Source organism: Pseudarthrobacter sp. As-47 (assembly GCF_058215595.1).
The window spans coordinates 2859364-2884909 of record NZ_CM177088.1; the positions used below are offsets into that span (position 1 = coordinate 2859364).

Below are 25546 nucleotides of genomic sequence, written 5' to 3' on the forward strand. Positions count from 1 at the left end.
ACCTCCATTTTCGACGCCGGACTTGCTAGCGTCGGACGATTGACCTCAAGAGCCTCAATGCTACCGACAGTGAAGCCATATCGTCGGCCTCGAGCGAATTCACCTCATCGAACATGCTCTTCGCCCTGGTGAGCTGCTCGGCATTCCGGGCTTCCCAGTCCTTCAGGCGCGACTCCGGCGAGTCGGCGGCGGCAGTGGCATCCAGCACCGCCGTCGTCATGTCCGAGATGGTGGAGTACAGATCATCCCGCAAGGCAGCCCTGGCCAGCGCCTGCCACCTGTCCTGCCGGGGAAGGCTGCTGATCCGTTCCAGCAATGAATCTGCATGGAACCGGTTGAAGACCGTGTAGTAAACGGCCGCGATCTCTTCCACCGGGTCCTTGCGCACGTGGGCGATCTTGGCGATGTCCAGCAGCACGAAGCTTTCGAAAAGCTCTGCCCAGCGCAGGGCCAGAGCTTCCGGCAGCTCCCACTCGCGTGCGTTTTCCAGCCAGCTGGCCACGCGTTCCCGGTCATCGCCGCGCAGGTAGTCCAGCAGGCGCCCGCGCATGGGTTCCATTACCGGTTTGAACTCGGATACCACGTCTGCGATGGGCCGCGACAGTGTTCCCTGTCCCAGGAGCCAGCGGACAGCCCGGTCCAGCAGCCGCCTGATGTCCAGGTGGACGGTGCTCCAATGCTCCGTGGGGAAGGACGCCGGGAGGCTGTTCAGTTCGCCCACCATGGTGTCCAGATCGTAGACCTCCCTTAGAGCAACAAACGCCTTGGCCACGGCCACTTCGCTGGCGGACGTTTCCTCCATCACCCGGAAGGCGAACGTAATGCCGCCGAGGTTGATGATGTCGTTGGCAACCACCGTGGCGATGATTTCGCGGCGGAGCGGGTGGGTGTCCAGCTCGGCATCGAAGCGTTCGCGCAGCTGCGCGGGGAAGTAGGCGCGCAGCGTCTGCCTGAACCAGGGGTCGTCGGCGAGGTCGCTTTCCCGCAGCGCTGTTGCCAGCTCGATCTTTGCGTATGCTGCCAGCACCGAGAGTTCAGGTGACGTCAGTCCCTGCCCCTGCTGCAGCCTCTCCTGCAGGGTCGCCGTAGTGGGAAGCGCCTCAAGGTCCCTCTTCAGGTCGGCTTTCTTCTCCAGCCAGTCCATCAGCCGTTCGTAGCTGGGGCTCCACTCGGCCACCCTGGTCCGGTCATTCAGCAGCAGGATGTTCTGGTCGATGTTGTCTTCGAGAACCAGCCGGCCCACTTCGTCAGTCATCGACGCTAGGAAGCCTGCACGTTCCTCGGGCGACAGCTTCCCCGCCGCCACCATGCGGTCCACGAAAATCTTGATGTTCACTTCATGGTCGGAGCAGTCAACGCCGGCGGAATTGTCGATGGCGTCAGTGTTCAGGATGACGCCCTGCAGAGCAGCTTCAATGCGCCCACGCTGCGTCATGCCGAGGTTTCCGCCTTCGCCCACCACCTTGACGCGCAGGTCCCGGCCGTCGACGCGGATCGCGTCGTTGGCCTTATCCCCCACCATCGCGTTCGTTTCGGTGCTCGCCTTCACGTACGTACCGATGCCGCCGTTGTAAAGCAGGTCCGCGGGGGCCAGGAGGATCGCGCGGAGGAGTTCCGGCGGGCTGAGTTCGGTTGTTTCGGCCGGCAGGCCAAGCGCGGCACGGACCTGGGCTGATACCGGAATGGACTTGGCCTGACGGGCAAAGACGCCGCCGCCCTCACTGATCAGCGACTTGTTGTAGTCATCCCAAGAGGACCGGGGCAGCTCAAACAACCGCTGCCGCTCCACGAAAGAGGCTTCCTCGTCGGGGTTGGGATCGAGGAAGATGTGCCGGTGGTCGAACGCGGCGAGGAGGCGGATGTGCCGTGAGAGGAGCATGCCGTTGCCGAACACGTCGCCGGACATGTCACCCACGCCCACCACGGTGAACGGCTGGGTCTGGGTATCCAGGTCGAGCTCACTGAAGTGGCGCTTCACCGACTCCCAGGCGCCGCGGGCGGTGATGCCCATAGCCTTGTGGTCGTACCCCACGGAGCCGCCGGACGCGAACGCGTCCCCCAGCCAGAACCCGTACTCCGCAGCCAGTCCGTTGGCGATGTCCGAGAAGGTCGCGGTGCCCTTGTCCGCAGCCACCACGAGGTAGGAATCGGCGTCATCATGCCTCACAACGTCCGACGGCGGCACAAGCTTTTCGCTGTCACCCTCGGTGACCAGGTTGTCAGTGATGTCCAGCAGGCCCCTGATAAAGGTTTTGTAGCTTTCGATTCCTTCCGCCATCCACGCGGCACGGTCTGCAGTGGGGTCCGGCAGTTGCTTGGCGAAGAACCCGCCTTTGGCCCCAGTGGGCACGATGACCGCATTCTTTACCGTCTGGGCCTTCACCAGCCCGAGGATCTCGGTGCGGAAATCCTCGCGGCGGTCGGACCAGCGCAGCCCGCCGCGGGCCACCTTGCCAAAGCGGAGGTGGACACCCTCGACGCGCGGCGAGTAGACCCAGATCTCGAACATCGGGCGCGGGAACGGCAGGCCCTCGATCTGTGATGGATCGAGTTTGAAGCTCAGGTGCGTCCTGTCCTGGTAGTAATTCGTCCGCAGCGTAGCCTCGATCAGGTTCACGAACGTTCGCAGGACCCTGTCGGCGTCGAGCGTTGCCACCTTCTCGATGGAAACATCCAGATCCCTGCGGACAGAGGCCTGCGCCTCGGCCCGCTCGTCGTCGCTCAGGGACGGGTCGAAGCGCGCAGCGAAGAGGGCGTTGAGCCCCTTCGTAACCCTCGGGTTGGCCAGGAGGGTGTCTGCCATGAACCCAAACGAGTTGGTGTTGCCCATCTGGCGCATGTACCGCGCATAGGCCCGCAGCACGGTGACCTGCCTCCATTGCAGGCCTTCCCTCAGGACCAGCCGGTCGAAGCTGTCCGATTCGGATGCACCGGTGACTGCCGCGCCGAAGGAATCGGCCAGCAGTTGCCCGGTTGAGAGCGGATCCACCTTGGCCGGGTACTTCAGGCCGAGGTCATACAGGAAGAAGTCGCGGCTGTCCGCGGTCTCAATCTCGAACGGCCGCTCGTCCAGGACTTCCAGGCCAAGGTTATGGAAGTACGGGAGGATCTGGCTGAGGCTCTTGGGTTCAAGCATGTAGAGCTTGACGCGTGCGTCTTCCTCCAGCGTTGCACCCGCCCCTTCCGGAAGGTAGACGTGGACGCCGGGCTTCTCCTGCACAGTACCCTCGGACCGTTCCGCGGCGGCGCCGTACTTCTCGAAGCGCGCAATGTCTTCGAGGGCGTCCTCCACTTCGTAGTCCACGCGGTAGCTGGCCGGGAATGCCTCGGACCAGATGGCGGCAAGCTCCTTCGCCTCGGGAACGTCGCGACTCTCGCGCAGCACCTCTGCGATGCCTTCGCTCCACGAACGGGCGGCTCGGACAAGCCGCTTCTCAAGTTCCACGGTGTTCACGCCACTGAAGTCCGCATTCTTGGGCAGCCGGATGCGGAAGAACAGCCGCGCCAGCGCCGACTCCGTCATGCGGGCCTCGTAGTCGATGGAAACAGCCTGGAACGTTTCGCGGAGTTCCTGCTCGATGCGGAGCCTGACGTTGGTGGTGTACCTGTCCCTGGGGAGGTACACGACGGCGGACATGAACCTTCCGTAGATGTCCGGCCGGAGGAAGAGCCTGGTGCGGCGGCGCTCCTGCAGCTTCTGGATCCCGAGGGCCGTTGCGGCCAGGTCCTGGATCTCGATCTGGAACAGCTCATCCCGGGGGTAGGTTTCCAGGATCCCCAGCAGGTCCTTCCCCGAGTGGGAGTCCGGCGGGAAGCCGGCGCTCTTGAGCACTGCATCCACCTTTTCCCGCACGATGGGAATGTCCCGGACGGAGCCGGTGTAGGCGCTGGTGGCAAAGAGTCCAATGAAGCGGCGCTCCCCATTGACGTTGCCCTCGGCGTCGAAGCTCTTGACCCCGATGTAGTCCAGGTACGCCGAACGGTGGACGGTTGACCTGGAATTTGCCTTGGTGATGACCAGGGCGCGCTTTTCCCGCGCTTTCTTCCGGCCTGTATCCGTCAGGTGCTGGATGTGCGGCGAATCCTCAGAATCCCGAAGCAGCCCCAGGCCGCTGTTGTCACGCAGTTCCAGCACGTCTTCGCCGTCGACGTTCACCAGGTCATACTCCCGGTAGCCAAGGAACGTGAAGTTCCCGTCGTCAAGCCAACGCAGAAGGTCCTTCGCCTGCCGCAGCTCCGCGATCTGTGCAGGGTTTGCGATCTGATCCAGGCTTTCAGCAATCTGGATGGCCCTCTGACGCATCTTCGGCCAGTCCTCGACAGCGGCGCGGACATCCTTGAGGACACGTTCCAGGCCCTCAAGGAGGGCTGCCTTTGCCTCCTTGGAAACACGGTTAATCTCGACGGCGATCCAGGACTCCATATGGGAGGCATTTTCGCCCTGGGCAATCAGGTGCGAAAGGCTGGGCATGGCAGCCGTGTCACCGCTGGATATCCCGAGGTGCGCGGGGACCCTGTTGACCTTGGTAAGCTCGCCGCTTTCCCGGTTGCGCGTCGCCACGAACAGTGGGTGGATTACCAGCTTGATGGCGGCATGCTGCCGGACAAGTTCGGCGTTCACGGAATCGACCAGGAACGGCATGTCATCGGTGACAACGAAGACTACGCTGCTGTCTTCCTCGTCCATGATGGCGATTTTTGCCTGGCCCCTTTGCCGGACCGAGGCAACGTCCCGGTGATGGTCCGCCCGTGCCACCAGCACGTCCCGCGGGTAGGCCCGGGCGTCCTCTTCGGCTAGGTGCTGGTAGTAGTCCCCAATGAAACTCTCATCGCCTTCAATGGAAAGGGGCTGATCCTCCACGCTGGATCCAGACGACATCGACAAACGCCTCCATCACGAAATATTTGCTGCACCATTGCAGCTCTTATGGCGAGCCTAGTCCTTCACCCGGCGCCTTGCTGTGGAAGAAAAGACAGAGGATTTTCTCTTTTGTTGGGCGGGTGCACAAACGAGTTCCCGGATGGCGTGGCGGAGCGGGGAATCGGGGGCAGCTTCAAGCAGGAGTGAGCCTCCGAGGAGGGCCGCGTCCGCAGCGGCAGCGTCGTGGGGCAGGAACCCTTTCAGTGCGGACGCCGGGCCATAGCGTTCCCACGCGTCCCTCAACTGGCGTTCCGGCCCCCTGCCCACGGCGGAAGCACGCACCCTGTTCAGGACGACAATGGGCGAAACACCGGGAACAGCCTCTTCCAGTTCGGCGAGACCGCGCACCAGCCGTGGAACCCCGACCGGATCTGCTGCGCCGACCGCGTAAACCGTGTCGGCCAGCTCCAGGGACCGCAGCGTTGCCGCGTTCCGTCGCGGCGCCATCGTGTCGAAGCTGATCTCCTCATCCGCTTCAAGGCAAAACCCGGCATCCACCACCACCACGTCAGCTATGTCCCGTGCGCGGTCAAGGACGAGCGCGAGGGCTGAGGCGCGAAGTTCCGTCCAGCGGTCCGCGCGGGTGATGCCCGTGAGCACCCTGAAAGTACCGGACTTGGTGGCCACCGGGGCTGCAATCTTCTCCAGGGCCTGCCGATCCAGCAGGCCCTGGTCCGCGAGGCGGCAGGCCTGCGCCAGTCCAGCGGATTCATCGAGGAGCCCGAGCACGGCTGCAATGCTGGCGCCATAGCTGTCAGCGTCGACAAGAATCACTCTTTTTCCATCCGCCGCCAGCTCGCCTGCCATGTTCGCAGCCAGGGTGGTCCGGCCGGGCGCCCCAGCAGGACCCCAGACAGCAATGATCCTCCCCGGCCCGGGTTCATCCGGGCCGGGGGACGGCTCATCCGGGACCGGCTTCAGCGCTTCGCCCGGATCAGCCGGACTGCTCCTGGGGGCAGTGCGTGGTCCCGATCCCGACAGTTGGGACACGGCCTCGGCAATCCGGTCCGACAGAACAGCGGACTCCACGCCGGTCACCGCGGAAGCTACCCCTATCGCCCGCAGCCTCGCCGCTTCATCGGCGTTGTCCGTCAAGGCAACAATGGCCACTCCAACAGCTGAGAGCCGGTCCACCAGCGAGGACGTCAGCCCTTCGGACCCTTCCGCTACGACCGCCGCCCGCGCCAGCCCGCTTTGGCATGCGGCAAGAAGTTCGGGAAGTTCCGTACACCTCCTGACCACGGTGACCGGCCCGTGCAGCCGTTCCAGCCCTCCGACCAGATCTTCCCGGCTCTGGCCAACGGTGACCACCGGAATACTCATTTGGCGCCGCCGGGGTTCCAGACCACCGCGATCTTCGCCCCGTTGGCCTGGGCCCCCAGCAGCGCAGGCATGTGGCTGTCCTCCACCAGCACCATCAGGACGGTTTTCTTCGACGACCCCAGTGCCGTTGAGCCGGCCGTCACCTCCGCGATCTCTGCACCTGACAGGAGGAGCTTCGGCTCGCTAAAACCGTTGCGGGCGTCCGGCTGGGCAACCCAGACGTCCACCCTGGCTCCTGCTACTGCCTGCGCCGGGAGGGTTTCATCGATGGAGAGCGCTACCGGCTTTCGGTCGAGTTCATCCACCGCGCCAAGGCTGGCACGGGGAACCAGCTGGTCCCTTCCGATCCGCTGAACCGCCACGACGCCCTCAGGGAGCCCCGACGCCGCCGTGATGTACTGGCTCTCCGTGTCACCCAGGCGCACCTTCGCGCGCACCACATTTTCCTCGGTCAGCCGCTCCCCTACAGCGATACCGTCCCGTGCTGCGAAAACTTCCGTTGTCCGGTCCGCGCTGCCGACGAGGAAAACCACACCAGCCACGGAAACCAGGACCAGGAGGATACCCGCCAGCAGCCGGGGATCCTTCCAGGACGGCCGCTTCAGCCGTGCCGCTGTGGCAGATACTTCAGGCACCATCTCGTCTTCTCCCCCTGTAAGCCGGCCCTGCTCGCCGTGTCACCCTCATTGTTACCGGCGGGAAGCAGGAACAAAAGTCATCACTGCAAACCACGCCAAACTGTGGATAACGGCAGCACCTGCGTCCATTCGATGGCAAAATGGAAGCATGCCCAGGTTCCTTACGCTCGCAGATGTAGCCGAGCAGCTCCAGATCAATTCTCCGGCGGCGTACGCACTGGTCCGCAGTGGTGAACTGAAAGCCATCCAGGTTGGCGGAAGGGGTCAGTGGCGCGTGGAAGAGAAGATGCTCGAAAAATACATCGAGGAGCGCTACGCCGAGGCAAGCCGGATGATCCAGGAGTCGAAGTCCAAGTCCGTCTGAAGCCCGCGTTGTTTCTTCACCAGCCCAGCGGATAAGGCCACTAAAGTTCGCCGGACCGCCTGGACCTGATGGCTGCCAGGGACGCGAAGGGGATGACAGATACCTGGTTGACCTGGCTACTGCGGCGGGACTCCCCTGGAGTGTAGACGGCCAGGTCCAGGTGGTCCTTCCCTACCCTGTCAATCACGCCCGTGATTCTGCCAGGCCCTGAACCCTGCCCCCTTAGTGTTAGGGACAGTTCGGCGCGGTCCCTCGCGAGACCGCGCAAAGCGTGGGCAAGTCCAATACCCCTGCGCACCTGTGACGGCTCTGCCACCGCCATCCGGCCCAGCCCTTCGTACCACGTGACCGATGCGTACGGAATAAGAACCTGGTGCTGCTCCTCGTCCAGCACAAGGGCATCCGCGCCTGCATGGCTCAGTGTGCCCCGGAAAACTTCCCCGCAGTCGAGATGAGCGGCGAGCCGGCAGCGAAGCGAGCCCCGTAGCCTGTCCGCGAGCTCTGCAGTGACCATCTCAGCACGGGTGCGCTCATTGATTTCGGCATCAAGCGCCAACCGCTCCGACTCAGCAAATTGGCTTTCCATGTCGTTGAAAAGGGAATCCCAGCGCATTGCGCCAGACTAGGGCGCCGCACGAGAGCGGTCAACCCGAAGAAACATCTCTCCAGCGTATGGACAAATCTCGAACATCGACCGCAAACTGGGTTTATGCAAACCAAACTGCATCAAACTACATCAAGCGAGGCGAATAGTGCCGAGGCAGGGGCTGCCGGACGGCCCGCTGACCTCCTGACAGCGCTGGGTGTGCTGCTCCTGGGCCTTCTTCTTTGCTGCATCGGGTCAGGCCTCCTAAGGCAGCTGGGGGACGCTTCCGCCCGGAAACAGGAAGCGGGAGTCGAGGAACTCCTCGGGGTAGCCGCAGCTGCTGCCGGCGCAGGCATTATGGCGTGGTGGATCCTGTCACTGGCAGCTGCTGCCGTCACGGCCATTCTGGAGCGGAAGGGCCGTCCCCGCGCCGCAGCAGCCACCCGCAGGCTTTCGCCCGCGTTCATGCAGAGGCTGGTCCTGGGCGCACTGTCCGTCCACCTTCTGGCGGGACCGGCAGCCCATGCCGCAGTCACCGGCCCGGGGCCTGAATGGGCTCCGACGCTAAGACAATCCGCCTCGGCTCCTGCCGTCGCTGCCACCGAAGGACCCACAGGAGGGGAAACGGGCACACCCGGCGCAGCCCCTACTCAGGGCCATACCCCGCGGACCAGCGGTGTGCCGCTGACCACCGCACCGGAAAAGGCCGCTGAACCGGAGCCGTCCACCGCACCGGAACAGGCCCCTCCACCCGAACCGGCTGGAGCGCCGGCAGCAACTCCCCCGTCAACCTTCCACCCCGGCTGGCAGCCTGCCACACCTGTCACAGACCCGGGAATGCTCGCGGCTCCGGCCCACCGTGCCGCTGAAGAGGATGCAGGCCACCGGGACGAGGCTGTCACCGTCCACGCCGGAGACACCCTGTGGGACATAGCGGCCCGTCATTTGGGACCCGGCGTATCCGACCTGGACATCGCACGTCAATGGCCCCGCTGGTACGAGGCCAACCGGGGAGTCATCGGACAGGATCCCGATGTGCTGCTTCCGGGGCAAATTCTTCAGCCGCCGCCGGCTTAACGCCACTAGCCCAGCCCGGACCAGATGCCAACACAGTAAGGGGAAGACCAATGACTGCAGCAACACCACTACATGCCGTTCGGGACAGGACTGCGTCCGGAGCAGCAGAGCCGGACCAGCCATCCCACGCGCAGTCTGCAACTGCGCCAGCGGTGCCTTTCCGCGACGGAGGTCCGGCACCTTTGCGCCCGGTCGACCCCCTGGCGGAAGTCCGCGCGATCACCCGCGGCACAGTACAGGCGGCAATGGAAGTCCTCGCCGGCATCAGGCCGATCCATCAGCTCGCACGACGACTTGACCCCCGCTGCCTTGCCGCACTGCAGCACCGGGCGGCATTGATTAGGCGGGAAATTACCCGGACCGGCAATCCGGCGCTCGCCCGGCTTCACCGCAACTCCACGGTCCGCTCCGTCCGCGTCTGCGAAGTCCGCGATGGCGTCTACGAAGGCAGCGCGGTGGTAGTGGACGACGTGCGCGCACGTGCGGTAGCCGTCCGGCTGGAGCGGAGCAAACAGGTGTGGCGGGTGACCGAACTTGTCATCGGCTGACACGAAACAGAGGGCAGGGCCGGGAACACTGTTCCCGGCCCTGCCCTCACGATCCTGATCCAAGCCGCCACTGGCGGCTCACTCCACCGTCAGCGGCGCTTCTTCTTTGCCGGACGTTTGGCCGCGTCCTGCGTTGCCGCCTTGGCCGGATTTCCCGACCTGCCCGAGGAGCGTGTCTCCACCCGGGTCTGCGTTCCACCGGTTTCGCTGGGGGCAGTGTACTGCAGCTGGGCCGGCTTCTCCGGCGCTTCGAGCCCGGCAGCGTGAACCTGCGGCTGCACATGCTCGGTGTGTCCGCCGGCGTCGTCCGCGACCACCACGTCCTGGGCGGGCGTGACTTCAACCTCGAGGTTGAACAGGAATCCGACGCTTTCTTCCCGGATGGCTTCCATCATGCCCTGGAACAGGATGAAGCCCTCACGCTGGTATTCCACCAGCGGATCACGCTGGGCCATGGCGCGCAGCCCGATGCCTTCTTTGAGGTAGTCCATCTCATACAAGTGTTCCTGCCACTTACGGCCAATGACGGAGAGGACCACGCGGCGCTCAAGTTCGCGCATGCTTTCCGAGCCCAGGGCCTCCTCCCGCGCCTGGTACACCAGCCGCGCGTCGGAGAGCAGTTCCTCCTTCAGGAACTCCACCGTGAGCCTGGATTTGCCGCCGGCCTCCTCGATGATCTCCTCCGGCGTGACGCTCACGGGATACAGGGTCTTGAGGTTAGTCCAGAGCTGGTTGAAGTCCCAGTCGTCGCCGTTGCCTTCTGCCGTTGCCGCGTCGATGAGCGCGGTGACAGTGTCTTCGACGAAGAACTGGACTTTCTCGTGCAGGTCGTCGCCTTCAAGGATCCGCCGCCGGTCACTGTAGATTGCCTCACGCTGGCGGTTGAGGACGTCGTCGTACTTCAGGACGTTTTTGCGCTGTTCGGCGTTGCGGCCCTCCACCTGGCCCTGCGCTGAGGCGATAGCCCGGGATACGAGCTTCGATTCCAGGGCGACGTCGTCGGGCACGGAACTGTTCATGAGCCGTTCCGCGGCGCCGGAATTGAAGAGCCGCATGAGGTCATCGGTCAGCGACAGGTAGAAGCGCGACTCGCCAGGGTCGCCCTGGCGGCCGGAGCGTCCGCGAAGCTGGTTGTCGATGCGGCGTGATTCGTGGCGCTCGGTTCCCAGAACGTAGAGTCCGCCAAGGTTCAGGACTTCCTCGTGCTCGTCCTTGACCGACTGCTTGGCAGCTTCGAGTGCTGCCGGCCAGGCGGACTCGTACTCCTCGGAGTTCTCCTCAGGATCCAGCCCGCGCTTGGCAAGCTCGGCCACGGCGGTAAATTCAGCGTTGCCGCCGAGCATGATGTCCGTACCGCGGCCGGCCATGTTGGTTGCCACCGTGACGGCGCCCTTACGTCCGGCCTGGGCGACGATGGCAGCTTCACGTGCGTGGTTTTTCGCGTTGAGGACCTCGTGCCGGATGCCTTCCTTGGCAAGAAGGCGGGACAGGTATTCGCTCTTCTCGACGCTGGTGGTGCCCACCAGGACCGGCTGGCCCTTTTCGTGGCGTTCGGCGATGTCCCGCACCACGGCGTCGAACTTAACCGTTTCGTTCTTGAAGACCAGGTCCGGCTGGTCGATGCGCTGCATGTCGCGGTTGGTGGGAATGGCCACCACGCCCAGCTTGTAGGTGCTCATGAATTCCGCTGCCTCGGTTTCGGCAGTACCGGTCATGCCTGAAAGCTTCTGGTACATACGGAAGTAGTTCTGCAGCGTCACAGTGGCCAGGGTCTGGTTCTCGGCCTTGATCTCGACGCCTTCTTTGGCCTCGATCGCCTGGTGCATGCCCTCGTTGTAGCGGCGGCCGGCGAGGATGCGGCCGGTGTGCTCGTCGACGATCAGGACTTCCCCGTCCAGGATGACGTAGTCCTTGTCCCGCTTGAAAAGTTCTTTGGCCTTGATGGCGTTGTTAAGGAACCCGATGAGCGGTGTGTTGGCGGACTCGTAAAGGTTTTGAATACCGAGGTAGTCCTCCACCTTCTCGATCCCGCTCTCCAGGACGCCGACGGTACGCTTCTTTTCGTCGACTTCGTAGTCCTTGTCAGGCTGAAGCCGGAGGACCACCTTTGCGAATTCGCTGTACCAGCGGTTGGTGTCCCCCTGCGCCGGCCCGGAGATGATGAGCGGCGTGCGGGCTTCGTCAATGAGGATGGAGTCCACTTCGTCGACAATGGCGAAGTGGTGTCCGCGCTGGACAAGCTCGTTCTTGTCCCAGGCCATGTTGTCGCGGAGGTAGTCGAACCCGAATTCGTTGTTGGTGCCGTAGGTAATGTCAGCGGCGTACTGCTGGCGACGGACTGCGGGATCCTGGTTCGAGAGGATGCACCCGCTGCTCAGGCCAAGGAAACGGTAGACACGTCCCATGAGGTCCGACTGGTACTCGGCGAGGTAGTCGTTCACGGTGATCACATGGACGCCCTTGCCGGTGAGAGCGTTCAGGTAGGCGGGAGCGGTCGCCACCAGGGTCTTGCCTTCACCGGTCTTCATTTCCGCGATGTTGCCCAGGTGCAGGGCGGCGCCGCCCATCATCTGGACATCGAAGTGGCGCATCCCCAAGGTCCGCGAGGAAGCTTCCCGGACGGCGGCGAACGCTTCCGGAAGCAGGTCATCCAGTTTCTCACCGTCCTGGTGCCGTTCCCTCAACCGGTCGGTTTCCTCCCGGAGTTCGGCGTCCGTGAACGTCTTGAACGAATCTTCCAGGGCATTGATGGAGTCGGCATAGTTCCGCAGTTGCCGGAGGGTTTTTTTATCACCGGTGCGGAGAAGTTTTTCGATAAGTGATGCCACGTGAAGATGCTCCCAGTCGTTGCCGCCGAATTCTGGCGTTTTTAGTCTACGGGAGAGACACCGCCGAGGTGCCCGTTTGTTCCCTCAGAGCGGATAGTCCGCTTCGGTTCGTACGGCACGTGCGAGGCCGCCGGCCAGGTCGCCAACGGGGAATACTTCCACCTCTGGCAGGCCCAGCCAGCCGGCCATGAGGCGGAGCTCTGCAGCAAGTTCGACGGCGGTGTCCGGCGGGGCGCCAGGTTCGGCGAAGGAGGACCTCACCAGAAGTTTTCCTGCCTTTCGGTCAGCCTTGAGGTCCACCCGCGCCACGATCCTGTCCCGGAGGAGGAAGGGAAGGACGTAGTAGCCGTACCGCCTTTTGTTCTCAGGAGTATAGATTTCGATCCGGTAGTGGAAGCCGAACAGCTCTTCAAGCCGCCGGCGTTCGAATACCAGTGAATCGAAGGGGCTCAGCAGCGCGCGGCCCGTGGCCCGCCGGGGCAAAGTTGCGTCAGCGTGGCGGAAGACGGCGCGGTCCCAGCCCGGCACGGTCACCGGTTCCAGCCTTCCCTGCTGCACAAGATGCGCGACGGCGTCCGCTGCCGCCTTGACGGGCGTGCGGAAGTAGTCCGCGAAGCACCGCACGGTTCCGATGCCATGGGCCTGCGCGGCGGCGTCGATCAGGCGGTGCATCGCCCCGGCCCTGGCGTCGGCGCCTGCTTCCCCGACGGTAAGCTGCGGCAGCACCTTGGCAGCCAGCGTGTACCTGCGCTCGAACTGTTCCGTCCGCGACGCAGCGCAGACCGTGCCGTCCTCAAACAGGTGTTCCAGCACCCTCTTCACGGCATTCCAGTTCCAGCCCCAGTTCGCCGTCTGCGTTTCCTCGACGTGGCCTATCCGGGCAGTCAACTCAGCAGCGGTCAGGGGGCGGGACCGTGCGAGGGTGTCGAGGATACGCCCGGTGATGTCGGCACGAAGCCCGGGGTCCATGCGGGACGCACCCACCCAGGTCCGTTTCTGCCACAACAGGAGGTCTGCATAGTGTTCCGGCCGGATGTAGCTGGCCTCGTGCGCCCAGTACTCCACCATGCGCCGAGGATGGACGGCGGACATCCGCTGGAGGATCGTGCGGTCGTAGTGGCCGAGCCGGGAAAAGAACGGAAGGAAGTGGCTCCGGGATACCACATTGACGGAATCGATCTGGACGAGCTGGATCCGGGCAAAGGTGCGGCCCACCGTCCGTGATGTCACGGGGCCGGCGGGCCGTCCTTTGTCGAGTCCCTGCGCTGCCAAAGCGATCCGCCGTGCCTGGTCCAGGCTCAGCGTCGCCGGCACATCAGTCCTCTCTGTTGATGGTTTTCACCAGCCTAGGCGTTGGCCGGGGTGTCGTCCGAGCGGTATGCAAGGACTTTTTCCTCCACCACGGTGTCTCCGGGTTCGCACTCGTGGTCCAGGGTGATCACCCCATAGGTCCAGCCGCGGCGGCGGTACACGACGGACGGCGTGTTGGTGGCCTTGTCGACGAAGAGGTAGAAATCGTGGCCCACAAGTTCCATGTTGTCCACGGCGTCGTCGAGGGAGAGGGAAGCGGCGGGAAAGACCTTGCGCCGGATCAGGACCGGGGAATTGCCGGCCGGAATGTCGTTGTCCACATCATAGGGAGACTTGTCTTCGGGGGCGGCCACGGCCTCGTTCCGGTGGCTTGCCTCGACGTAGAGGGGCTCGTTCGGGCTGGCAGGTTCGAGGGAGGCGGTAGCTTCGCGGACAGCCTTGGGTGTGTGCCGTCCATGGTGGACCTTCTTGCGGTCCTTGGCGCGCCGGAGCCGTTCCAGCAGTTTGTTGTAGGCGAGGTCGAATGCTGCAAACTTGTCAGCGGCGCTGGCCTCAGCGCGGATCACGGGCCCCCTGCCCAGGACTGTCACCTCAACGGTCAGCTGATCGCCGGTCTGCCGGGCATTGGTCTCCTTGGAGACTTTCGCATCGACCCGCTGGACCTTGTCCCCAAGCGATTCGATTTTCGAGATTTTTTCCCCGGCGTATTCGCGGAACCGGTCTGAAACTGTCAGATTTCGTCCGCTGATCATAAACTCCATGGTGCCCTCCAAATGACTTCGGTGACACGACGGCGGCGCTTCCCTGGGCCGATCTGCCTGACAGTCGAGCCCCTCTCCGAGCCGCCATCGAAAGGTACATTCTGTTCTTGGTACCCACCACCGACGTTAGTTCATAGGCACCCGTTATTCATCCTTTCCCGGTTTATTTTTTTCTAAGTCATGGCAGGTTCCGCGGGCCTGCGCGGGTGCGGCGGTGCAGCCATCGGCATCCGGCGGGCGTGTCGCCGCGAGCACAACGGCGCCCGCCACCTGCGCCCCGGCCGCATGGAGGGCCCGGGCTGCCTCAGCCAGCGTGGCTCCGGTGGTCAGCACGTCGTCGATGATGATGCAGGGGTATCCGGCGACCTTGTTCCGGAACCGCCGGCGGACCCGCATGGAACCGCGCACGCGCTGCGCCCGGGCACCCCGGCCGAGGCCTTTTTGCCCGCCGGGCAGCTGCAGTCCTGGTCCGCGTGCTTTCGTGAGGACGTCTGCAACACCCGGCCCCGGCAGCCGGCCTGCCGCGCCGCGCAGGAGCAGCTGGACGGGGCTGAAGCCACGGTTCAGATATGCCCTGGTACTGGTGGGGACAGGGACCAGGAGGAAATCCCTCGAACCCTCCGTAGCCGCCCGGACCGCTCCGCCCAGAGCTCGTCCCAGGCTTCCCTTCAGCTGGTGCTGCCCATGCCTTTTGAAGGAGAGCAGCGCCTGGGCCAGCTCTTCGCGGTACACGCCGGCGGCCACCACCGGAAGCAGCACCGTCCCCGCCACGTCCATCAGCGCGGGGGCTCCGCTTTCCGCACGGAACGGGGACGCGGTGAGCCGCCGGATGTGGCGGTCGCACCGGATACAGAGCGCCCGGTCTTCGGCGCCGCAGCACACGCAGTCCACGGGAACTGCCAGGGAAAGCAGGTCCGCCCCCGCTCCCGCGAGCTGATCCAGCATGCGAAAGACTGTGTTGCCGTGGTCTGCCCTGTGCCTGGCGCTGAACCAGGGAGGCGGGGTGAGGTCGGGGTCCAGCCGGACAGGTACCGCTGCCCTGTCAGGCAATCCTGTTCTGGTGGCCACTCCCTGACTTTCCACCCGGTAGCGGTGCCATCACAGCATCCAGCTGCCGTATGTGGACAAATCCCGGAAGGCCGGACCCGGCCCAGCTGCCGGGACAGGGCCTCAGCCTGGAAATGAGGGGTCGGTGGGGCCCTTAATCTGGGGGGACCATCCGTTGCCGAGGCGTTGGAAGATGCCCTCTGCCGACTGGGCATAAATGTCCTCAGGCCCGTTCCCGGCGCTCAAGGCGACGAGGCCCGGCCAGGGCGCCAGCTGCTGCGGCTGCCCGGAGGCGAGTGACAGCAGCTCCGGCGTGACGTTCGACGCCGCTGAGCCCTTCATGACCGCGATGGTCGTATCGGTGACCCACGCGCCCTGGTCGGGGTCACTGCCGGTTGCCAGGGTAATGGGCGGCGTCAGCTCCCGGGGTGTCCCGTCGCCGCCGCGGATAATGCCGGTCACCTGGACCCGGGTTTTACCGTTCTGCTCCGAAATCACCAGCGCACGGACCCCTTCCCTCGAAATCCGGAACTCTTTGACAGTCCGGCCGGCCAGCCAGGCCGGCGTCAGGGTGACCGAGGGTACGGTGGCCCCCTCTGCGATACCGGCCGGGCGGTAAGCCACCACTTCGGTGTCCCCCGAGCCTCCCGGGCCGGCCGACCAGACCCATTCATTGAGGCCGAAGGATGGCCGGCTCAGGGTACTCCTGGTGGTGAGTGCCCTGGCCGGCTGGCCCGGACTGATGCTGTACAGCGTGGTCCGGCTGTCATTGAGGAAGGCAGCCGACTGCGACACGGGAGATTCTGCGGGAAGCCTCGGGTTGAGGGAGGACACGGGCTGCATATCGGGCAGCGGTGAAACCCTGTTGTTTTCGTAGCGCACCAGGTCGTTGCCGCTGATGGCAATCTGGCGGGACGGCACGTTCTTGTCCTGCACCGGCGGAAGCACGGACCCGTCGTCTTCCACCCGGACCAGGTCCTGGTTGGCGCGCAGCTCGACGTTGACGACGTCGGGCTGGCTGCGGAACGTCAATGTCAGCTGCATCTGCATCCGCAGCCGGTCCTCCGGCGACGTCTCCATGAGTTCCTTGGCCGTGAGGTCAACCTGAGCGGCACCGGAAACCACCGGGACCGACTCGCGGGCCAGCTTGATGCCGGAGGGAAAGGCGCTTGCGACGGCGCCGCGCAGGTAGGGAGCCGGTCCGGCCAGCAAGGCGCTGGTCATCGCCTTGACCGTCTTGTTCTTGATGAACCAGCGCACATCCGGGACCGCGAACGTAAAAGAGGGATCGTAGAAGTAGATGGGGAATGCGCCGTAGATGACCTTGAAGGTTTCCTCCGCGATGGCGGTGCCGTCCGGAATGGCGGAGATCCTCCACTCACCGTCCACCTGGGTGACGGTCACCGGGATGTTTTCAATCGTTCCTTCCGGTGACTGCGTGGCGATCCCGTCAGCATCCACGGTGTAGGCGACGTCCAGCTCATAGTTGTAGACGTTCTCGGTGCCGGTTGCCACCACCCGCGCTTCCCGGTAGACAAGGGCACGCTGGTCCGGTTTCCAAGACACGGAAGAGGCCTGCGTCAGGTACTGCCGCGCCACCGCGTAGTCGTCTTCATAGCCGCTGCCCGCCCGGTAGAAGTAATCGATGATGGTCTCAGGCGAGGCGCCCGGCTGTGGCGCGGCCGGCAGGAACACCGGCGCGCTGAGGTTCCCTGCGCTGCCCTCGCTGCTTTTGCCCACCGGCCCGGACGTGGGGATTCTGGCACAGCCGGCCAGCAGGACGAGCAGGAGGACCAGCAGGGAAGCGGACAGTTTCGCCTGTCGGCGGGCATGGCCCGTCATGTTCTCTCCTCCTGGGCAGGTCCCGTTCCGGCCGGCGCGCCTGTTCCCAGGACCAGCATGTTGCTGGTCCCCGGCTCTCCGGGCATCACGATGTCCTCCGGCTCGAGCTGGACCGGCGATTTGTCGATTTCTTCCCCCTGGCGCAGGGGCAGCGTCAGCCGGAAGTTGGCGCCGCTGCCTTTCTTGCCCCATGCCTGGAGCCAGCCGTTGTGCAGCTTTGTGTCCTCCATGGCGATGGACAGGCCAAGGCCGCTGCCGCCGGTGGTGCGGGCGCGGGCGGGGTCGGCCCGCCAGAAACGGTCGAAGACGCGCGCTGCCTCTGCGGGCGCCATTCCGATGCCGTGGTCCCGGACGGCAATTCCGACGGCGGTCTGGCTGGCTGCGACCGTGACGGTGACAGGCTTTCCTTCGCCGTGCTCCACTGCGTTGAGGATCAGGTTCCGCAGGATCCTGTCGATGCGCCGTGCGTCCATCTCCACGATGATGGCACCTTCGGGTGCCCTGAGGACAATCTCCGAACCGTATTCCGCGGCTACCGGGGCAGCGCCTTCGATGGCATGTGCGACAACCTGCAGGATGTCTTCGGCTTCGGCATCGAGCACTGCCACACCGGCATCAAAGCGGGAGATTTCAAGCAGGTCCGACAGCAGCGACTGGAAGCGCTCAACCTGGTTGTAGAGCAACTCTGCGGAGCGCTTGTTAATGGGGTCGAAGTCGTGGCGCGCGTCATACAGGACTTCCGCCGCCATCCGGACTGTGGTCAGCGGTGTGCGCAGTTCGTGGGAGACGTCGGAGACGAACCGCTGCTGCATCTGCGAAAGGGTTGCCAGCTGGGTGATCTGCTCCTGGAGGCTGGCTGCCATGTGGTTGAAGGATGCACCCAGGCGGGCAACTTCGTCTTCTCCCCGGACCACCATCCGTTCCTGCAGCTGGCCGGCAGCGAGCTTCTCCGACACCATGGCGGCGTGGCTGACCGGGCTGACGACGTTGCGGGTGACGTACCAGGCGACGGCGCCGATCAGAAGGACCAGCACGGCGCCGCCGGCCCAGAGGACACTCTGGATCTCATCCAGGGTCTGCTGCGCGGTATTCAGGTCGTAGATCAGGTACAGCTCGTAGACGGTGCCGTTAAACGTCACCTTGTTGCCCACCGCAATGCCGGGGCGGTCTTCGGTGCCCACCGGAATGACGGTGGAGGCCCAATACTGGTCCTTCCCCGACTCCTGCACGGCCTTGCGCAGTTCGGGCGGGATGACGCTCACTGTCAGCTGGTCCGAGGCCCGGGATTCGACCCAGCGGTTCCTGGGCTTGGTCTGTTCCGGCATGGCCTCAAAAACATACCTGCGCTGGATGACCGAACCCCGGCCTTCCACCGCGTTGAGGGTGTCGTAAACCAGGGTGATGACACTGGCCTGGTCGGTGACCTGCGCGCCGTCGAACGTGTCCTGGACCTGCTTGACGTGGTAGCTGGTTTCAGACTCTGCCTGCGCCAGCCGCTCCTGGAAAAGGTTGTTGGCGATCTGGTTGGACAGATAGGCACCCACAACCGCGAACGAAGTGACGGCCAGGAGGAGTGTGGTGAGGACAGTGCGGAACTGCAGCGACCGGCGCCACCGCCGGTGAAGGGACCGGCCGATGAAGCGCAGCGCCGGCAGGAACCGCCGGAATCCGGTCCTGACCAGCCGTGCAACACGCAGGCTGACGATCAGGGCGCGCCGCTGCCAGAGATGGGCGCGGAACATCAGGTCCCGGAAACGGGCGCTGGCGGCGTCGGTGTGTTCGGGCCCAGGGGGCAGGCCGGCCCCGCCGGAATGTCCGGCGGCGGAGTTGCCCGCGGGAGCGGGCGCGCCCTCACCGGGCGCACCGTCCTGTGCCGCGGGTTCAGGCCCCTGCTTTGTAGCCGACACCACGCACCGTCAACACGACTTCCGGAGCTTCCGGATCCTGCTCGATCTTGGACCGGAGCCGCTGGACATGGACGTTCACCAGGCGCGTGTCAGCAGCATGGCGGTAACCCCAGACCTGTTCGAGCAACAGTTCCCGGGTGAACACCTGCCACGGTTTCCGTGCCAGGGCCACCAGGAGGTCGAACTCCAGGGGCGTCAGCGAAATCCGGTCGCCGCCCCGGCTGACCGTGTGTCCGGCGACGTCGATGGTGATGTCCGCGATGCGGAGGGTTTCCGGGGCCTTCTGGTCGCCGGGGCGGAGCCTCGCGCGGACGCGCGCCACCAGTTCAGCCGGCTTGAAGGGCTTTGGCACGTAGTCGTCGGCGCCGGACTCAAGTCCGCGGACGACGTCGGACGTGTCCGACTTGGCGGTGAGCATAACGATGGGAACATCCGACTCTCCCCGGATCTGCCGGCAGACCTCGATGCCGTCCACGCCCGGAAGCATGAGGTCCAGCAAAACAAGGTCCGGCCGCGATGACCGGAAAACGTCGAGCGCCTGGGCGCCGTCCGCGCAAAAGACCGGCTCGAAGCCGTCATTGCGGAGGACAATTCCAATCATTTCGGCCAGCGCTTCATCATCGTCTACCACCAGAATGCGTGCCTTCATAGTTATATATTCCCTTATCAGGATGGCTTTGTCCTGTTCAGCGCCCTCCGGCATGGCGGAGCGCTAGGATGCCCGACGCCGGAACTATAGGCTGGTGCCACGCCGGACGTTTCCAGCGCCACGCCGGGATTGCGAAGCCGGCGCCAGGCCGACGGCGGACTGGATGGGGGAAGGAACATCGTGTCAAAGGATTCCGACGCGGAGGAGACCGGAGGCCCGGGCCTGCCTGCATGGGGGCAGACTCCGGAGCAGGACCAGCCTTCGGGAGGGCACCAACCGGCGCAGCAGCCGCCAGGCTGGCCGCCGCCGGCGGATCGGCAGCGCCCATGGGGTGCGCCGGCCGGGCAGCGGCCGCCAGGCTGGCCACCGCCGGCGGATCAGCAGCAACCTTGGGGGCCACCGGTGTGGCAGCGGCCTTGGGATCAGCCTGGCCCGCCATACCCGGGCGCCCAGGGCACGAACTCCCCCGGCCCCGGGTATCCCCATCCGGGCCGCCCGTACGGCCAGCCACAATACGTTGCTCCGCCCAAACCGGGCATCGTCCCGCTGCGCCCCCTGATGTTCGGGGAGATCATGGACGGTTCGTTCCAGACCATCAGGCGGAATGCCAAGGCCATGCTGGGCGCTTCCCTACTGGCGCAGTCCCTCGCCGCCATCCTCACGGCAGTCCTTACAGCAGCCACAGCCACATCGATGGGCTCCATCGAAGCCTGGGCGGAGAGCGCCAGCCCCGCCGACCTCACAGCGCTGGGCCTGGGCTTCGTTGCCGCCATTGTGCTGGTTTCCGTTTTGACGATCTTCATCGCCTCCGTCCTGCAGGGCGCCATGGTGGTGCCGGTGGCGCGGTCCATCCTGAACCGCCCCACCGGTTTCAAGCAGATGTGGGTCCTTGCGCGGCCGCGGGTCTGGGCACTGATGCGGCTGGCGGGACTGCTGATGCTTGCCGGCCTGCTTGCCATCCTCGTCCCGGCAGCGGCCGCCGTCGCACTGATAGCCAGCATGGAACGGATAGGCGTCCTTTTGCTCATCCCCCTGTTCCTCGGCTTTGTCGCCTTGGCCGTATGGATCTACATCAAACTGCTCGTGGCCCCGGCCGCGGTCGTGGTTGAGGAGCTGGGTGCACTGGACGCCCTGCGCCGGTCCTGGGAACTGACCCGGGCCAACTGGTGGCGGATCCTTGGCATCACCGTGGTGGTGGGGATCATGGTGGGCATCATCAGCCAGGTGGTCATGATCCCGGTGAGCCTTGTACCCCCGCTGATGGCGGACTTCCTGTCGCCGCACGGCGGCGCCGGACAGGACGTGGCCATCGCCGTCGCGGTCGGCATCATCACCGCCGTCCTCGGTGCACTTGCCGGAGCGCTGGGCTACGCCTTCCAGACATCTGTCATGGCGCTGATCTACATGGATCTCCGCATGCGAAAGGACGGACTGGATATTTCGCTGCTCCGCATGATGGAGTCCGGCGCGGATCCGGACGGCATCCCGGGCCGCGGCCAGGCGGCAGCCCGGCCCGGAGGCTACCCCGGTGGCTGGAGCCCCGGCACCGGGCCTGCGGCGGGGGCATGGCCGGATGGCCGCTGAACCCCCGGTGCTGCCCGGGGCGGAAGAAGCCCGCCGCTGGGCCGCAGAGGAGCTTTCACACCCTGAATACCGCGACGCTGCCCCGGGCTGGATCGAAACGCTGTGGGAGGACTTCCTGGACTGGCTTTCAACCCTGGACGGGTCGGCGGACGCAGGCAGCACCGTGCCAAGCCCCGTCATTGGAGTCGTGATCGCCGTGATCATCGCTGCCGCGGTGATCATCGCCAAGCCCCGGCTGAACCCCAGGGCCCGGAAGGCCAGGGAGGTGTTCGAGCCCGAGGGCGTGCTGGCGGCCGCCGACTACCGGCAGCGCGCGGAAATGTCCGCGGCGGCTGGAAGGTGGGCGGACGCCGTCGTGGACCGCTTCCGGGCGCTTGTCCGCTCTGCCGAGGACCGCACCATCCTGGAACCCCAGCCCGGGCGGACAGCCGATGAGGTGGCCCGGGACCTGGCATTTCCCTTCAGCACCGAAGCGCAGCGCCTGGACAGGGCGGCGGTGACTTTCGATGCCATCCGCTACGGGAACAGGGCGGCGGACGCAGGCGACTACCGGGCGATGGCCAGCCTGGATGATGCGCTCGAAGCCCTCAAGCCCGCCCGCCGGCCGGACCACCAGGACCACCAGGACCATGAGGCACCGCGCCCGGCGGTACTGCCATGACCGGGGCGGCTCCGGCTTCCGTGGTGCAGGGAGGCACCGATGCGGACCAGGCATCCGTCCGCAGGACAGGGTGGGTCCGGCGGCACCGTGCCTTTGCGGCTTGTGCCGCCGTGGTGGCTGCCGCGCTGGTCCTGGTTCTCTCGGCGCAGCTCGGTCCCAAGGGCGACGCCGTTCCAATGTCGGTCCACAACGCCGGCCCCGATGGCGCCCGCGCGGTGGCGCAGATCCTGGGCCGGCACGGAGTAGCTGTCCACGATGCAGGAAACTACGGGGCAGCCATGGCGGCACTAGAGGCCGGTTCTTCGCCCACACTGCTGCTGTACGACAGGAACGGCTTCCTGGACGGGCCCCGGCTCCGCAGCCTGGCGGCGTCCGCCCACCGGGTGGTGGTGGTATCGCCCCGGCTGCAGACCCTGGACGCACTCGACGCCGGCATCCGGCAGGCAGGGGTGGTGCCGGACGCGTCTCCAGTGCTGGAGCCCGGCTGCAGCCTGCCTGACCCGCAGGCCGCAGGTGCAGTCTCCGGGGAGTCCGGCTTCCTGTACGACGGCGGGACGACCTGCTACCGGCCGGACGGCTCCAGCGCAGGGCTCGTTGCCGTCGGCAACGGTGGCCGGCTCACCGTGGTGGGCAGCACCGCCGTCTTCAGCAACGGACAGCTGGACAGCCTGGGGCATGCCGCCCTGGCCATCCGGACGCTCGGCCCGTCCCCGGACCTTGTGTGGTACATCCCTGCCCTCGAGGACCTGGACACCGGGGGCAGCCCCGCAAGCCTCGACGACCTGGCCCCCGACTGGGTGCGTTTCCTGGGCCCGTGGCTCGTCCTGGTTGCCCTGGCGGCGATGGCCTGGCGCGGCAGGCGCCTGGGCCCGCTGGTGTTTGAGCCCTTGCCGGTCGTGGTCAAGGCAGCGGAGACGGCAGAGGGCCGGGCGAGGCTCTATCAGGACTCCCGCGCCGTGGACCAGGCGAGGGACAACCTGCGGGCCGGCGCGCTGGTACGGCTTTCCGGGCACCTGCGGCCCGGGCCAGGAGCCACCGCCGACCAGGTTATCGACGCAGCTGCCGGACTCCTCGGCAAGCCGGTCAGGGAGCTCCGCGAACTTATCAACGAACGTCCCGGCACCGAGGCGAGGCTTGTGGCCTGGTCCCGGGAGCTGGACACCCTAGAGAAAGAAGTCAAGAGCCGATGAGCGAGCAAGGCAGCAGCCCCCGGGTCCTGGACCACATGGATCATGATTCAGCCCGGCAGGCCCTTTTGGACGTGCGGCACGAGGTGGCCAAGGCCGTGGTGGGGCAGGACGCCACCGTCACGGGACTGCTGATTGCGCTCCTTTCCCAGGGCCACGTGCTTCTGGAGGGTGTCCCGGGCGTCGCCAAAACACTGCTGGTGCGTGCCCTGTCGGCAGCGCTGAGCCTGGACACGAAGCGCGTGCAGTTCACCCCGGACCTGATGCCCGGAGACGTCACGGGATCCCTGGTCTACGACTCGCACACCTCCGAATTCACGTTCCGTGAAGGGCCGGTTTTCACCAACATCCTGCTGGCAGACGAAATCAACCGGACGCCGCCCAAAACGCAGGCATCCCTGCTCGAGGCCATGGAGGAACGGCAGGTTTCCGTGGACGGGGTGTCCCGGCCGCTGCCAGCACCGTTCCTCGTTGCTGCCACCCAGAACCCGGTTGAGTATGAAGGGACCTATCCCCTCCCGGAAGCGCAGCTGGACCGCTTCCTGCTCAAGCTGACCATGCCGCTGCCCGGGCGCCAGGACGAAATGGAGGTCATCCGGCGCCACGCTGCCGGCTTTGACCCGCGTGACCTCATGGCTGCGGGGGTCCGGGCAGTAGCAGGTGCGGCAGACCTCTCGAAAGCCCGGCAGGCCGTGGCGTCGGTGGCGGTGGACCCTGAAATCATCGGCTACATCGTGGATCTGGTGCGGGCCACCCGCTCGGCCCCGTCGTTCCTGCTGGGAGTCTCTCCCCGCGGGGCCACGGCCCTGCTGAACACGTCCCGGTCCTGGGCCTGGCTGTCAGGCCGGAGCTTTGTGACCCCTGACGACGTCAAGGCCCTTGCGCTCCCCTGCCTGCGGCACCGCGTAGCGCTTCAGCCGGAAGCCCAGATGGACGGGGTCCGGGTGGATGACGTGCTAGGCAGCATCCTGGCCTCCGTTCCCGTTCCCCGCTGATGGCCATCTCCGGGCGTTTCGTGCTGCTGGTGCTGCTGGGGGTGGTGCCGGTCCTCCTGCTGCCCGACTGGGGAACGGTACTGCTGGTGTCCGGGGTGCTGGCGGCCCTTGCCGCCGTCGACCTTCTGGCCGCGGCGCCGCTGCGGACGGTCAGCCTGCTGCGCACACAGCCCGGAAACGTCACCCTGCACGCGGCCGTGAATGCTGTGCTCACGGTCCGGAACGACGGCGGCCGCCGGCTCCGCGGCGTCCTGCGCGACGCCTGGCAGCCCTCGGCGGGGGCACAGAACGCCGTACAGGACATTGAGGTTCCGGCCGGCGAGAGCAGGCGCGTCACGGTACGGCTGCGTCCCGTCCGGCGGGGTGACCTCCGGGCACCGCACGCAACCCTCCGCTCGTTTGGCCCCCTGCTGCTGGCAGCGCGCCAGAAGACAATCCACAGCCCCGGCTCGCTGCGGGTGCTGCCGCCTTTCCACTCCCGCAGGCACCTGCCCTCCAAGCTGCGGAAACTGCGCGAGCTCGACGGCAAGGCCGCGGTCCAGATCCGCGGCGCGGGCACCGAGTTCGATTCCCTCCGAGACTATGTCCGGGGAGACGACGTCCGGTCGATTGACTGGCGGGCCACGGCACGCCGGTCCGCGGTGGTGGTACGCACATGGCGGCCCGAACGCGACCGCCGTGTGGTCATGGTCCTCGATACCTCCAGGACGTCGGCGGCAAGGATCGACGACGAAACGCGCCTGGACACGGGCATGGAAGCGGCCCTCCTGCTGGGTGTCCTCGCGGAGCGGGGCGGAGACCGGGTGGACTTCCTTGCCTTTGACCGGCGTACCCGCGCCAGGGCAGGGTCCGCCGGGCAGGGGAACCTCCTGGGCCAGCTGGTCCAGGCCATGGCACCGCTTGAGGCCGAACTCATTGAGATGGACTGGCCGGCAGTCCCGGCGCAGGTCCGCGCCGTTTCCGCGCACCGGTCCCTCGTTGTGCTGCTCACGTCACTGGACGGCGGTGCGCCCGAGGAAGGCCTGATTCCCGTCGCGGCCCAGCTGGCCCGGCAGCACGTGGTGGTGGTTGCGGCGGTCCGGGACCCGCAGCTGGGAACCATGCTGGGAGAACGCGGCGACGCCACGGGTGTCTACCGGGCCGCGGCGGCGGAGCGGGCCCTCCTGCAGCGTGCGGCGATCAGCGCAGAGCTCCGGCAGCACGGTGTGTCAGTGGTGGACGCCGAACCCCACCAGTTGCCGCCGAGGCTCGCTGACATGTACATCAGGCTCAAGGCTGCCGGTACATTGTGAGGTCACAGCACCTTGTTCCAGCCGC

General features: G+C 65.7%; 19 protein-coding genes. 8 read left to right on the forward strand and 11 right to left on the reverse strand.

Annotated elements, in window-relative coordinates; genetic code table 11:
* Positions 1-25: 25 nt before the first annotated feature.
* From AC4BCK_RS13225 to AC4BCK_RS13235, 3 genes are read right to left on the reverse strand one after another with little or no spacing between them, the layout of a single operon-like run.
* Positions 26-4879 carry an NAD-glutamate dehydrogenase gene (locus tag AC4BCK_RS13225; RefSeq protein ID WP_400620262.1) on the reverse strand — a complete coding sequence of 1618 codons (4854 nt, stop codon included), beginning with the start codon at positions 4877-4879 and terminating at the stop codon, positions 26-28.
* 57 nt (positions 4880-4936) lie between these two features.
* On the reverse strand, positions 4937-6244 hold the full coding sequence (locus tag AC4BCK_RS13230; RefSeq protein ID WP_310111098.1) for a CpaE/TadZ family protein: 1308 nt from the start codon (positions 6242-6244) through the stop codon (positions 4937-4939).
* Positions 6241-6882, reverse strand: a complete 642-nt coding sequence (locus AC4BCK_RS13235; protein WP_490566015.1) for a hypothetical protein — start codon at positions 6880-6882, stop codon at positions 6241-6243. The genes AC4BCK_RS13230 and AC4BCK_RS13235 overlap by 4 nt, the downstream gene beginning before the upstream one ends.
* A gap of 148 nt (positions 6883-7030) precedes the next feature.
* Here AC4BCK_RS13235 and AC4BCK_RS13240 point away from each other — a divergent pair, with 148 nt between their 5' ends.
* Positions 7031-7246: a helix-turn-helix domain-containing protein gene (locus tag AC4BCK_RS13240; RefSeq protein WP_251421148.1), complete on the forward strand. Its 216-nt coding sequence runs from the start codon at positions 7031-7033 to the stop codon at positions 7244-7246.
* A 40-nt stretch (positions 7247-7286) separates the two neighbouring features.
* On the opposite strand, the gene AC4BCK_RS13245 is transcribed toward AC4BCK_RS13240, so the two are convergent.
* Complete coding sequence (locus AC4BCK_RS13245) at positions 7287-7859, reverse strand: hypothetical protein (RefSeq protein WP_251421147.1); 573 nt, start codon at positions 7857-7859, stop codon at positions 7287-7289.
* A gap of 96 nt (positions 7860-7955) precedes the next feature.
* Here AC4BCK_RS13245 and AC4BCK_RS13250 point away from each other — a divergent pair, with 96 nt between their 5' ends.
* Both AC4BCK_RS13250 and AC4BCK_RS13255 read left to right on the forward strand, forming a co-directional pair.
* Positions 7956-8909, forward strand: a complete 954-nt coding sequence (locus AC4BCK_RS13250) for a LysM peptidoglycan-binding domain-containing protein (protein WP_364406429.1) — start codon at positions 7956-7958, stop codon at positions 8907-8909.
* Between the two features lie 50 nt (positions 8910-8959).
* Positions 8960-9457, forward strand: a complete 498-nt coding sequence (locus tag AC4BCK_RS13255) for an Rv3235 family protein (protein ID WP_174180446.1) — start codon at positions 8960-8962, stop codon at positions 9455-9457.
* Between the two features lie 89 nt (positions 9458-9546).
* On the opposite strand, the gene secA is transcribed toward AC4BCK_RS13255, so the two are convergent.
* The 7 genes from secA to mtrA all read right to left on the reverse strand — a co-directional run bounded on the left by secA (position 9547) and on the right by mtrA (position 19802).
* Positions 9547-12285: a preprotein translocase subunit SecA gene (gene secA / locus AC4BCK_RS13260; RefSeq protein ID WP_251421145.1), complete on the reverse strand. Its 2739-nt coding sequence runs from the start codon at positions 12283-12285 to the stop codon at positions 9547-9549.
* Positions 12286-12369: 84 nt separating this feature from the next.
* Positions 12370-13599, reverse strand: a complete 1230-nt coding sequence (locus AC4BCK_RS13265; protein ID WP_174180442.1) for a winged helix-turn-helix domain-containing protein — start codon at positions 13597-13599, stop codon at positions 12370-12372.
* 32 nt (positions 13600-13631) lie between these two features.
* Positions 13632-14357, reverse strand: a complete 726-nt coding sequence (hpf, locus tag AC4BCK_RS13270) for a ribosome hibernation-promoting factor, HPF/YfiA family (protein ID WP_104184996.1) — start codon at positions 14355-14357, stop codon at positions 13632-13634.
* A gap of 144 nt (positions 14358-14501) precedes the next feature.
* Entirely contained in the window at positions 14502-15425 is a 924-nt protein-coding gene (locus tag AC4BCK_RS13275) for a ComF family protein (RefSeq protein WP_310111118.1), read from the reverse strand.
* A 102-nt stretch (positions 15426-15527) separates the two neighbouring features.
* A complete protein-coding gene (locus AC4BCK_RS13280) occupies positions 15528-17246 on the reverse strand; it encodes an LpqB family beta-propeller domain-containing protein (protein WP_174180438.1) in 1719 nt (572 codons plus the stop codon).
* Positions 17243-18988: an MtrAB system histidine kinase MtrB gene (mtrB, locus tag AC4BCK_RS13285; RefSeq protein ID WP_364406462.1), complete on the reverse strand. Its 1746-nt coding sequence runs from the start codon at positions 18986-18988 to the stop codon at positions 17243-17245. The genes AC4BCK_RS13280 and mtrB overlap by 4 nt, the downstream gene beginning before the upstream one ends.
* 139 nt (positions 18989-19127) lie before the next feature.
* Entirely contained in the window at positions 19128-19802 is a 675-nt protein-coding gene (gene mtrA / locus AC4BCK_RS13290) for an MtrAB system response regulator MtrA (RefSeq protein ID WP_174180435.1), read from the reverse strand.
* A gap of 573 nt (positions 19803-20375) precedes the next feature.
* On the opposite strand from mtrA, the gene AC4BCK_RS13295 reads away from it, so the two are divergent.
* The 5 genes from AC4BCK_RS13295 to AC4BCK_RS13315 are packed head-to-tail and all read left to right on the forward strand — an operon-like array spanning position 20376 to position 25521.
* Positions 20376-21386 (forward strand): DUF7847 domain-containing protein, encoded by a 1011-nt coding sequence (locus AC4BCK_RS13295; RefSeq protein WP_174180433.1) that lies wholly within the window; start codon positions 20376-20378, stop codon positions 21384-21386.
* Positions 21376-22047 (forward strand): DUF4129 domain-containing protein, encoded by a 672-nt coding sequence (locus AC4BCK_RS13300; RefSeq protein ID WP_490566016.1) that lies wholly within the window; start codon positions 21376-21378, stop codon positions 22045-22047. The genes AC4BCK_RS13295 and AC4BCK_RS13300 overlap by 11 nt, the downstream gene beginning before the upstream one ends.
* Positions 22044-23237 (forward strand): DUF4350 domain-containing protein, encoded by a 1194-nt coding sequence (locus tag AC4BCK_RS13305; protein ID WP_490566017.1) that lies wholly within the window; start codon positions 22044-22046, stop codon positions 23235-23237. Before AC4BCK_RS13300 ends, AC4BCK_RS13305 begins: the two co-directional genes overlap by 4 nt.
* Entirely contained in the window at positions 23234-24229 is a 996-nt protein-coding gene (locus tag AC4BCK_RS13310; protein WP_174180426.1) for an AAA family ATPase, read from the forward strand. The genes AC4BCK_RS13305 and AC4BCK_RS13310 overlap by 4 nt, the downstream gene beginning before the upstream one ends.
* On the forward strand, positions 24229-25521 hold the full coding sequence (locus AC4BCK_RS13315) for a DUF58 domain-containing protein (protein WP_363938262.1): 1293 nt from the start codon (positions 24229-24231) through the stop codon (positions 25519-25521). The genes AC4BCK_RS13310 and AC4BCK_RS13315 overlap by 1 nt, the downstream gene beginning before the upstream one ends.
* The last annotated feature ends 25 nt before the right edge of the window (positions 25522-25546 follow it).